The organism is Photobacterium gaetbulicola (assembly GCF_003025515.1).
In the GTDB taxonomy this organism is placed as follows: Bacteria; Pseudomonadota; Gammaproteobacteria; order Enterobacterales; family Vibrionaceae; genus Photobacterium; species Photobacterium gaetbulicola.
The window spans coordinates 103,640-114,310 of sequence record NZ_PYME01000020.1; the positions used below are offsets into that span (position 1 = coordinate 103,640).

Here is a 10,671-nt window from a genome sequence, read left to right on the forward strand (position 1 = left end):
TCAAGCCACCAGCAAATAGACTAAGCTGGCAGAAGCCACCCCAACAGAAACCCAACGACTGGAAGCAAAAGCGGCAAGTCGGTTGCCCAGCAGCATCAACGCTGACGCCGTTATCGCCATCGCAGCCGCAAACATGGAAACATTTCCTGACGCCTCGACACCATGGGCGTAACCATGGCAGAAGATAAGGGCAACACAAAGCGCCACCGCCATACTTTTTACCGGCTTACTGGCCGTCAACACCTGCCAGAGCGCAGCGCTGACCACAAGTAGCGAAGCGGCGATCGCACCTTCAATACCGCTGATAGCTCCGATACTTAGCCCCGCTATCGTTCCTGTGACCATGGCAATAAGCGCTGCAACCAATAAGCTCAATTGGGTTACCGTTTTCTTGGCCACGAAAAACGCAAGCGCGCCAAAAGCGAGCAGCATTATAAGGTGGTCAACACCGGTGACCGGGTGCACAAGCCCACTGAAAAACGAGGCATGATCATGTCCTGGGTGGGCATAAGCTGAAACGGGAAGCACCAAAGCGGCCATAGCCGGCAGAGAGATTTTTGGAGAGAAAATTTTAGATGTTTTCATTGTCATATCCTTGTACAAAAAACGTGAGCATTCTTTCTAGTGATGATGGTGGTGCCCACCGGAACGACCACCATAGGCACCGCCTTCCGGCTCGATCGGCGCTGTTTCAACGGTAACCCGGGCCCCTAGCCCCTCGACCATTTCGTCCAGAACATGGTCATGTTGGTAACGCACCCAGCCCGCTTCGACCTGGAGCGGCACATGCCGGTTGCCCAAGTGATATGCCACCCGCATCAGCAAATGGCGATCGTCGCAATACACGGTCGACACCTGCTCGCTGGCCGCCCTGATCTCCACCACAAGGCCACCACAGCGACTCTTTAGCTGTTCGCCCCCGCGCAGAATATGGCCCCGAGGCAGAAACAGACCGGCATCACGGCCATCGTCCAGCACCACCTTCAACCGGCTCTTGATCCGGCTATCAATCGGCAAGCTCAAAAACGCATCGGGCTGCGATGTTGCCTCTGCACTCACTTCTACCAACTCAATCATTGATTATTCCTTTGTTATTATTCGAACCAGATAAATCAAAACAGAAAATAGCGCTGGGCCATGGGCAAGACCTCCGCCGGCTCACACACTAACAGTTCGCCATCAGCCCGCACCTGATAGGTCTGAGAATCAACCTCTATGCGAGGCTGCCAATCGTTGAGCTTCATATCTGACTTGCTAATCGTGCGGCAATGTCGCGCGATACCAATTTGGCTACCGAGCTGGAGCTGCTCAGCGACTCCGGCCTCTGCCGCAGCCGACGACACAAACAGCATGGAGGTATTCATGGCCGCTTTGCCGTAGCTGCCGAACATCGAGCGGTAATGAACCGGCTGCGGGGTGGGAATAGAGGCATTGGGATCGCCCATCGGTGCCATGGCGATCATGCCGCCCTTGACCACCACGCTCGGCTTCACGCCAAAAAAGGCCGGTTTCCACAACACCAAGTCGGCCAACTTGCCCACCTCGACAGAGCCAACTTCATGTGCCATACCATGGGTGATTGCCGGGTTGATGGTGTACTTGGCCACATAGCGCTTGAGGCGAAAGTTATCGCTGTAGCCGGAGTCTTGTGCCAAGCTGCCTCGCTGGACCTTCATCTTATGGGCAGTCTGCCAAGTACGGGTGATCACCTCACCGACCCGCCCCATGGCCTGGGAATCGGAGGCTATCATCGAAAATGCCCCCAGATCGTGCAGGATATCCTCGGCGGCGATGGTTTCCCGGCGGATCCGGGACTCAGCAAAGGCCACGTCTTCGGCAATCGCCGGGGACAAGTGATGGCAGACCATCAGCATGTCCAAATGTTCATCCACCGTATTAACCGTGTAGGGACGGGTCGGATTGGTCGATGACGGCAACACGTTGGACTCACCGGCAGCGCGGATAATATCGGGCGCATGGCCGCCACCGGCTCCTTCGGTATGGTAGGTATGGATCACTCGGTCGCCAATCGCCGCCAGGGTCGATTCGACAAAACCTGACTCATTGAGGGTATCGGTATGAATAGCGACTTGAACGTCCATCTCATCAGCAACCGATAGGCAGGTATCAATCGATGCCGGGGTCGTGCCCCAATCTTCATGGAGTTTTAGCCCCACCGCCCCGGCGGCAACCTGTTCGCGCAGCGCCTCTGGCTGACTGGCATTGCCTTTGCCTAGCAAACCGAAGTTCATCGGAAAGCCATCGAGTGCTTGGAGCATTTGTGCCATATTCCAGGGGCCGGGGGTACAGGTTGTGGCATTGGTGCCCGTTGCTGGGCCCGTCCCCCCTCCGATCATGGTAGTAACCCCAGAAGCCAACGCCTCTTCGATTTGCTGCGGACAAATAAAATGAATATGGGAATCAATGCCGCCCGCTGTCAGGATGGCCCCCTCTCCTGCCAATATTTCAGTACCGGGGCCAATAATGATATCGACCCCTGGCTGGATATCGGGGTTACCCGCTTTGCCGAGCCCGCTGATCCGCCCGTTTTTGACAGCTACATCCGCCTTTACTATGCCCCAGTAATCGAGCACGATGGCGTTGGTGATCACCAAATCAGGAGTCTCGGCGCTTGGCCGCTGACTCTGGCCCATCCCATCACGGATCACCTTGCCCCCGCCAAATTTCACCTCATCGCCGTAGACGGTGAAATCTTTTTCAACCTCCAGCCACAACTCGGTATCGGCAAGACGCACACGATCACCCACAGTTGGGCCAAACATTTCGGCATAGGCCTGACGTGAAATGTTTGCCATGACTATTCCTTGTATAATTTTTAGATAAGCAGACGAGCTAGAGCTTGCCCATCACTTTGCCCTGAAAGCCATACACTTCCCGGTTACCCGAGAAATCAACCAGCTCCACGGTCCTCGACTGGCCCGGCTCGAAACGGGTTGCGGTTCCGGCCGGTATATTGAGGCGAAACCCTTTACAGGCTTGCCGATCAAACTTGAGGGCATCGTTGACCTCGTAGAAGTGGTAATGCGAACCAATCTGCACCGGCCTATCACCCAAATTCTCGACCACAACCGTAATGGTTTCCCTACCAGCATTCAGCTCAATCTCTCCGCTTGCCGTCTCGATTTGACCCGGTACAAAAGCGGAGGTGTTAAACGCACTACTTCCTGCCATTGCTGTTCCTTATTTATCTGCGTTATCACCCCAAACCCGAACCGCTACACGATCGGCTCATGCACCGTTACCAGCTTGGTACCGTCGGGAAAAGTAGCCTCGACCTGAACGTCGGGGATCATCGCAGCGACCCCTTCCATCACATCGTTTACAGAGAGCAGGGTGCGGCCATAGTCCATCAGCTCGGCGACACTTTTACCTTCTCGCGCCCCTTCCAAGATGGCACTGCTGATAAAGGCAATGGATTCTGGATAGTTCAGCTTTAGCCCCCTCTCCTTGCGCTGCTGAGCCAGCATTCCCGCGCAAAAAATCAGCAGTTTATCCTTCTCTCTTGGTGTCAACTCCATGTCATTCTCCCGCTGTTGCTAAGTGGCTAAAAAACTAAGTTGCTAAGCGACTAAGTGGCCCAGATACGAGGTGGGGAAGGCGCTCTCCCCGTCGTCTGGCTTCGCGCTTGCTGCCAGACCCGGGTAAAGCAATGCAAGATATCTTCGCTCCAGTGCCCAAGCGCCCTGACAATAATAAGCCCCTCAACCTGCGTTGCCGCCACGAGTAGCTTGTCACCACCTAACTCGCTCTGAATATCTGATAGCAAGCCCTGTACCAACTGATAGAAACCTTGCCCTATTTCGGACAAGTAAAGGGTCCCCATCATGGGGAATCCCTGCATTCCTATGTTAATCAGCAGCTTATCTCCACCCGAGAAGTTCAACCCTTCACAGATCACGCGGCGACCGTCGATATAAACCTCTGTTTTGCCAATCAATTTTCCGCTACCAAAGCACTCATTTAGTGCAGGGCGGCCAAAACAGTGCAACTCCCAGCCCACAAACTGTGCACCTTTCGCCAGGTGGACAACGGTATTGAGCTGGGCATGGGCATCAGGGAAAAAGATATTCTCCTGGGGCAACCATTCGAGCCGGCCTCCTTGTGCCACCGACAAGTGTTGGAGTTGCCGGGCAAAGCGCCCTTCCGAGCGGTAAAACTTGGTGGCGCCAGGCGTGGTTACCAAGACTTTGGCTCCGGTAGCCACATCCACCCGGATATCCAACGTATCACCACCGGCAACCCCTCCAGGAGGATGGAGCAAGTAACTGTGGCATACCTCCCCTTCTGGATAGAGTGCCTGCTGCACCGTCAAAGGCCCTTTTTGCTCTCGGTGCTTGAGAACCGTTTTGTCGCCTCTGTCGCGATAGCTCAGACTCAACTCAGCCTGCCACCCCTTGCGGGTATGCAGGTCGATTTGGCTTGCGGTCGGGTGGGCCGCCACCGCTGAAAAATACGCTGTCATACCGTGAGGTACTCCTTCACCAAGGCGTCATCCAACGCCGCCATTTTCCCGCTTGCCACATGGCGTCCCCGATCGAGAATGCAGAACTGATCGCCCACCCGACGGGCAAACGGCAATTTCTGCTCAACCAGCAATACCGTCAGGCCCATTTTTTCGTTCAGCATCCTGATGATGTCGCCAATCTCTTGCACGATGTTGGGCTGGATACCCTCGGTAGGCTCGTCCAAAATCAACAGTTTGGGATTGACCACCAGAGCCCGGCCGATTGCCAGCTGCTGTTGCTGGCCGCCGGACAGATCGCCGCCACGGCGGTGACGCATCTCTTTCAGCACCGGAAACAGGTCGAAAATAAAATCGGGCACCTTGCGATCCCCCCGGGCACGGATAGGCAGGCCAATTTCCAAATTTTCCTGTACCGTCAACATTGGAAAGATCTGGCGCCCCTGGGGAACATAACCGATCCCCCACCGTGGCCGAGACTCAGCCGGCTCGGAGAGAATCGACTGGCCGTTAAATATAATGTCGCCACTTTTGGCGCCAACCAACCCCATAATGCACTGCAACAAAGTGGTCTTGCCTACGCCGTTGCGTCCCATCAGCACCGTGCACTTGCCTTCGGGGATCTGCATATCCAAATCCCACAATGTATGGCTTTCACCGTAGAATTGATTGAGTGATTTGATTTCTAACATGCTATTCCCCCAGATAAACCCGTTTCACTTCAGGATGGTTCTGTACTTGATCCATAGTGCCTTCCGCCAATACATGGCCCTGGTGAAGCACCGTCACCTCACTGGCAATCGAGCGGACAAAGTCCATATCGTGCTCTACAACAACGACCGAGTGCTTGCCGGCCAGCGAATTGAGCAATTCTGCGGTTTTATCCATCTCTTGGTGGGTCATCCCCGCAACCGGCTCATCGACCAGCAGCAACTTGGGGTTTTGCATCAGCAACATGCCAATCTCCAGCCACTGCTTTTGGCCATGGGACAAGTTACCTGCCAAGAGCGCTGCGTTATCCGCCAGGTTGATAAGCGCCAATACCGACTCGAGCTTGTCTTTCTGCTCGGTCGTCAGCCTAGCCCTATAGGTCGCCCAAACGGTTCGAACTCCCGACATCGCCAACTCCAGGTTCTGCCACACGCTCAGGCACTCGATCACGGTAGGCTTTTGGAATTTCCTTCCCACGCCGGCATTGGCTATCTGCGATTCATTCATTGTCAGCAGGTTGATATTCGCCCCCAGCCAGACTTGCCCGGAGTCGGGTTTAGTCTTGCCGGTGATGATATCCATCATGGTGGTTTTCCCGGCCCCGTTTGGCCCGATAATGCAGCGCAGCTCGCCCTCACGGACATACAGGTTGAGATCGTCGATAGCTTTGAATCCATCAAAGCTCTTGTTCACACCCTCGACATAAAGCAGAATGTTATGCCGGGTATCGATCAGAGGGTGTTCATCAGCAACGAGAAATGAAAACGTCTCTTCACGGTTGGTCATCTCGCGGGCAAAAGTCCTGAGTTTTTTTGCCGTCTCTAATACTGTCATTGCACTACCTCACCCGCTCCGCGCTCTGATTGATATACGCTTGACTCACTTGGACTTTTACGTTGTCCAACTCGGTCGGCCACGCCAGACAAAAACCCGATCACTCCCTTGGGAAAATACATAGTGGAAAGCACGAACATCCCGCCGAGGGCAAAGAGCCAGACTTCAGGGAATTCAACCGTGAACCAACTTTTGGCATAGTTGATAATCAAGGCACCGACAATGGCACCAAACAGTGTCGCCCTGCCGCCGAGCGCGACCCATACCACCACCTCGATGGAATTGAGCGGGGCAAATTCCCCCGGATTAATGATACCGACTTGCGGTACATACAGAGCACCGGCAATCCCCGCAATCACCGCTGACAGCACAAAGATCCAGAGCTTGATGCCATCGACGTCATAACCCATAAACCGGGTACGCGACTCGGTATCACGGATAGCCATCGCGACACGGCCCAACAGGCTGCTAACCACCGTGCGGCACACGATATAGCTAACCGCAAGTGCCAGGCCGGTACACACAAACAATGCGATTTTGGTTGTATCCTGCTGCAAGCTGTAACCGAGGATGTCCTTGAAGTCCGTCAAGCCGTTGTTACCGCCAAAGCCCATTTCATTACGAAAGAAAGCCAGCATCAGGGCGTAAGTCAGGGCCTGGGTCATGATCGACAGATAAACGCCAGATACCCGGGAGCGAAAAGCCAAATAGCCAAATACATAAGCCAACACTCCGGGAACTAAGACAACCATCAAACAGGCCAACCAGAACTGATCAAACCCGTGCCAGAACCATGGCAACTCCTGCCAATTCAAAAAAACCATGAAATCTGGCAGGACCGGGTGAGCATATACGCCCCGATCACCGATCTGGCGCATCAGGTACATCCCCATGGCGTAACCTCCGAGGGCGAAAAAAGCCCCGTGCCCCAAACTGAGGATCCCCAGATAGCCCCACACCAAGTCAACCGCAAGCGCGAGCATGGCATAGCTGAGGTATTTGCCCATCAATGAGACGGTAAATGTCTCGATATGTAGCGGGTGACCAACCGGTAGCAGGAGGTTAGCTATCGGCACTAAAATGACGGCTGCCATCAACAGGGCGAGAACGAGCTTACCACCCCGATCTTGCGCCAAGGCCGAAAGAATAATTGATTTAGACTGCATCAAGCGCTCCTTAGCTTTCAGCCGCACGACCGCGTTGCGGGAACAACCCACGGGGACGTTTTTGGATAAATAGGATGATAAAGACCAGTATCAGGATCTTGGCTAATACCGCGCCAGCCCAAGGCTCCAGCAGCTTATTGAAAAGCCCGAGACTAAGTCCGGCCACCAGGGTGCCCCACAGGTTGCCGACCCCGCCAAACACCACGACCATAAATGAGTCAATGATGTAGGCTTGCCCCATATTGGGCCCGACATTAGTCAGCTGAGACAATGCCACGCCAGCCACACCAGCCACACCGGATCCCAGCCCAAATGTCAGAGCATCGACGCGCTCAGAGCGGATCCCCATCGCCCTTGCCATTGCCCTATTCTGCGACACGGCCCTCACCTGCAGGCCTAGCGGTGTTTTCTTCAAGATCATCACCATGGTGATGAACACCAAAGCACAAAAGAGAATGATATAAAGGCGGTTATAGGTCAGCGACAGCATTGGGTTCAGCTCCCAAGCCCCGGCCATCCAGTCGGGTGTGCTAACCGAGCGGTTAAGCGGAGAGAATATAGACCGCACGGCTTGCTGAAGGATCAAACTAATCCCGAAAGTCGCCAACAAGGTCTCCAGCGGCCGGCCATAGAGATGCTTTATCACGCTGCGCTCAATGGCGATCCCCACCAAACCTGAAATCACAAAGGCCATGGGTATCGACAGCAACAACGCGACACCGGCTTGTTGAGGAAGTAATTGCTGCATGACGTAGGTGGTGTAGGCACCAATCATGATAAGCTCGCCGTGGGCCATATTAATGACCCCCATGACCCCGAACGTAATTGCCAAGCCTATCCCGGCCAGTACTAGCACCGATCCTAAACTGAGGCCAAAAAACACCGTTTCCACCCCGGAGTAAAACCGCTGGCTCTGATGATATTGGCCCAAGCCTTTTTCAACCGCAGCCGCCAATTCAGGCTCAAGCGAGGTTGGCGATAACTGGTTGAAGGTCTGTAGTACGACAGCTTGCTTGTATTCCGATATCACATCGACTGCCGCAATACGCTGCTGGGTTAACGCGGTATTATCCAAAGCAGTACTGATCGCCAGTGCCAGTTGCAGTCTATCCTGTACCTTGGCATCTTGCTCAACACTGAGCTGGGCACTGATCCTTGCTATGATTTCATGATCGGTTTGCCCGAGTAGCCCCTCTGCAGCCTGCAAGCGAACATTCGCATCCGGCGAGTTCAGTCCCAGTGATGCCAACTGCATCCGGATAATACTACGCAGCTTGTTATTGACCCGAACTTTGGCAAAATCCCGCGTTCGTGAAACTGGCAATAACTCTCCATCCCAAATATTTTCTGCCTGCTTGGCGTTTCTGGTTGGGATGATATACAGCTGCTGGTAGCTCTCGCTTTGCTTGTTGCGGTAATAAAACAAGTTGCCTTCCAGCCAGGCCCGAAGGATCGGCTTGGCCTTCCCGCCAGACAGGTTGGCAACTAGCCACTCAATAGCGATTTCCTTTTCATTGTTGTTTTTCCCAATCAATACCCGGTCAAATTCATCCGTTGAACTGACCGAAGCAAACGCCATGGGAATAGACAACAAGAGAATAATGAGCGCGTTAACGAGCTTCATTAGTGATGTCATTTCTGGTGTCCTTACTAGCAATTAACAACTTCTAAAGTGGGAGGATCCCCACTGAAAATAGCGCTTCAGCCAAACCTGAAGCGCCAAAAAAAGGGCATCGGGCCCGTTATTACAATGTGTTAATTCGCGCCTGAACACTTTTTAGTTTCGGTATTGAAGGCTCCGCAGGAGAAAGGCTTGGACCAGCTGGAATATAACTTGGCAGATTCAGGCAAGTATTTAGACCACGCATCACCGGCAACAAGTCCGGTTGTTTCCCAAACCACATCAAACTGACCATCATCTTGGATTTCACCGATCAATACCGGCTTGGTGATGTGATGATTCGGCAGCATCGTCGAATATCCGCCTGACAAATTCGGGACCGCAATACCGATCAAGGCATCTTGCACAGATTCAGAATCAGTAGTGCCGGCATTTTTCACCGCCTGCACCCACATATTGAACCCGATGTAGTGGGCTTCCATCGGATCATTGGTCACCCGCTTTTTATCTTTGATGAAACCGTGCCAAGAATCGATAAAGTCACCATTTTGGTCGGTATCAACGCTCATGAAGTAATTCCATGCCGCAAGGTGGCCAACCAGCGGTGAGGTATCCATACCAGATAACTCCTCTTCACCCACAGAGAACGCAACAACAGGGATATCTTCAGAGGAGACGCCCTGGGCACCTAACTCTTTATAAAAGGGAACGTTCGCGTCACCATTAATGGTTGAGACAACTGCCGTTTTCTTACCCGCAGAGCCAAATTTCTTGATGTCAGAGACAATAGACTGCCAATCGGAATGGCCGAACGGGGTGTAGCTGATCATGATGTCTTCTTCAGCAACGCCTTTGGCTTTTAGGTAGGACTCAAGAATTTTATTGGTGGTACGCGGGTAGACATAATCGGTGCCGGCCAGCACCCAGCGCTCGACATCCAGCTCATCCATTAGGTATTCAACGGCAGGGATAGCCTGCTGATTAGGCGCAGCACCGGTATAGAAGACGTTTTTTGATGACTCTTCCCCCTCATACTGAACCGGATAGAACAAAATACTATTAAGCTCTTCAAATACTGGCAGCATGGATTTACGGGAGACTGATGTCCAGCCACCAAATACCACATCGACCTTTTCTTTTTCGATGAGCTCACGGGCTTTCTCGGCAAACAATGGCCAGTTTGAGGCTGGGTCGACAACCACCGCTTCCAGTTTCTTCCCTAACAAGCCTCCTTTTTTATTCTGCTCATCAACCAGCATCAATACTGTATCTTTCAACGTGGTTTCGCTGATCGCCATCGTGCCTGACAATGAGTGGAGGATCCCAACTTTAATCGTCTCTTCGGCCGCAGCCGCCGCCGACAGTAACGATAAGCTCAGGCCTAGCGTGGCTAGATTCAGTTTGGACTTCGTGGTCATACTTAACATCTCCGTTCGTAATAAATATGCATCCAAAGCCCAATCAAAATCGATGCCAAAAACATGAAACCAACCAACATAACAATAAGATATTGATAATTATGGATTTACAAATCACTCAACATTATAAACTCAGCAAGTAACCTAATATCCAAGGTGCATATTGGTGCAAACAAAACCACAGACGCCCCAAAACAGTGACGACATTATTTAATGTTGAATCAAATGAGAGCAAAAAAGGAAAATATAACGTTATCAAGGCAATTTAACGCTATTAAACAGCTTACTGAAAAGTCACTGTTACTTATTGGGTGAGCTTACGAGAAGGTAGCGTGCAGGGGAGGTCCCGGCCACAGCCAGAACCTGTTTTGATTAGATATCGGACTGGTAATTCCAGGGTAAGAACTGTTCCGGATTGGCCATAACCTCGCTTTGCCG

General features: G+C 52.8%; 11 protein-coding genes. All 11 read right to left on the bottom strand.

The genetic code is table 11. The annotated features are described in order from the left end of the window. A complete protein-coding gene (locus C9J03_RS17575; protein ID WP_044621542.1) occupies nt 1-585 on the bottom strand; it encodes a HupE/UreJ family protein in 585 nt (194 codons plus the stop codon). Nucleotides 586-621: 36 nt separating this feature from the next. Beyond that, complete coding sequence (ureE, locus tag C9J03_RS17580) at nt 622-1,077, bottom strand: urease accessory protein UreE (protein ID WP_044621543.1); 456 nt, start codon at nt 1,075-1,077, stop codon at nt 622-624. Nucleotides 1,078-1,112: 35 nt separating this feature from the next. Next, complete coding sequence (gene ureC, locus C9J03_RS17585) at nt 1,113-2,816, bottom strand: urease subunit alpha (protein WP_044621544.1); 1,704 nt, start codon at nt 2,814-2,816, stop codon at nt 1,113-1,115. 37 nt (nt 2,817-2,853) lie between these two features. Continuing rightward, a complete protein-coding gene (locus C9J03_RS17590) occupies nt 2,854-3,192 on the bottom strand; it encodes an urease subunit beta (RefSeq protein WP_039458061.1) in 339 nt (112 codons plus the stop codon). A gap of 44 nt (nt 3,193-3,236) precedes the next feature. Beyond that, nucleotides 3,237-3,539, bottom strand: coding sequence for an urease subunit gamma (gene ureA, locus C9J03_RS17595; RefSeq protein ID WP_044621545.1), 303 nt, complete (start codon nt 3,537-3,539; stop codon nt 3,237-3,239). 50 nt (nt 3,540-3,589) lie between these two features. Further along, nucleotides 3,590-4,483: an urease accessory protein UreD gene (locus C9J03_RS17600; protein ID WP_052829655.1), complete on the bottom strand. Its 894-nt coding sequence runs from the start codon at nt 4,481-4,483 to the stop codon at nt 3,590-3,592. Continuing rightward, nucleotides 4,480-5,175 carry an urea ABC transporter ATP-binding subunit UrtE gene (gene urtE / locus C9J03_RS17605; RefSeq protein WP_044621546.1) on the bottom strand — a complete coding sequence of 232 codons (696 nt, stop codon included), beginning with the start codon at nt 5,173-5,175 and terminating at the stop codon, nt 4,480-4,482. The genes C9J03_RS17600 and urtE overlap by 4 nt, the downstream gene beginning before the upstream one ends. A 1-nt stretch (nt 5,176) precedes the next feature. After that, complete coding sequence (gene urtD / locus C9J03_RS17610) at nt 5,177-5,980, bottom strand: urea ABC transporter ATP-binding protein UrtD (RefSeq protein ID WP_231580651.1); 804 nt, start codon at nt 5,978-5,980, stop codon at nt 5,177-5,179. 44 nt (nt 5,981-6,024) lie between these two features. Continuing rightward, the gene (gene urtC, locus C9J03_RS17615) at nt 6,025-7,194 is read right to left on the bottom strand and encodes an urea ABC transporter permease subunit UrtC (RefSeq protein WP_044621548.1); all 1,170 of its coding nucleotides are present in this window, start codon (nt 7,192-7,194) and stop codon (nt 6,025-6,027) included. 10 nt (nt 7,195-7,204) lie between these two features. Next, nucleotides 7,205-8,830: an urea ABC transporter permease subunit UrtB gene (gene urtB / locus C9J03_RS17620; protein ID WP_044621549.1), complete on the bottom strand. Its 1,626-nt coding sequence runs from the start codon at nt 8,828-8,830 to the stop codon at nt 7,205-7,207. A 119-nt stretch (nt 8,831-8,949) separates the two neighbouring features. Continuing rightward, nucleotides 8,950-10,233: an urea ABC transporter substrate-binding protein gene (urtA, locus tag C9J03_RS17625; protein WP_082008442.1), complete on the bottom strand. Its 1,284-nt coding sequence runs from the start codon at nt 10,231-10,233 to the stop codon at nt 8,950-8,952. Nucleotides 10,234-10,671 lie beyond the last annotated feature (438 nt).

What these genes read in the sequence shown, in the direction of transcription:
- C9J03_RS17575 (WP_044621542.1), bottom strand. Translation starts at nt 585, where the DNA reads ATGAAAACATCTAAAATTTTCTCTCCAAAAATCTCTCTGCCGGCTATG.
- urtB (WP_044621549.1), bottom strand. Translation starts at nt 8,830, where the DNA reads ATGACATCACTAATGAAGCTCGTTAACGCGCTCATTATTCTCTTGTTG.
- urtA (WP_082008442.1), bottom strand. Translation starts at nt 10,233, where the DNA reads ATGACCACGAAGTCCAAACTGAATCTAGCCACGCTAGGCCTGAGCTTA.
- urtE (WP_044621546.1), bottom strand. Translation starts at nt 5,175, where the DNA reads ATGTTAGAAATCAAATCACTCAATCAATTCTACGGTGAAAGCCATACA.
- C9J03_RS17590 (WP_039458061.1), bottom strand. Translation starts at nt 3,192, where the DNA reads ATGGCAGGAAGTAGTGCGTTTAACACCTCCGCTTTTGTACCGGGTCAA.
- ureE (WP_044621543.1), bottom strand. Translation starts at nt 1,077, where the DNA reads ATGATTGAGTTGGTAGAAGTGAGTGCAGAGGCAACATCGCAGCCCGAT.
- ureA (WP_044621545.1), bottom strand. Translation starts at nt 3,539, where the DNA reads ATGGAGTTGACACCAAGAGAGAAGGATAAACTGCTGATTTTTTGCGCG.
- C9J03_RS17600 (WP_052829655.1), bottom strand. Translation starts at nt 4,483, where the DNA reads ATGACAGCGTATTTTTCAGCGGTGGCGGCCCACCCGACCGCAAGCCAA.
- ureC (WP_044621544.1), bottom strand. Translation starts at nt 2,816, where the DNA reads ATGGCAAACATTTCACGTCAGGCCTATGCCGAAATGTTTGGCCCAACT.
- urtC (WP_044621548.1), bottom strand. Translation starts at nt 7,194, where the DNA reads ATGCAGTCTAAATCAATTATTCTTTCGGCCTTGGCGCAAGATCGGGGT.
- urtD (WP_231580651.1), bottom strand. Translation starts at nt 5,980, where the DNA reads ATGACCAACCGTGAAGAGACGTTTTCATTTCTCGTTGCTGATGAACAC.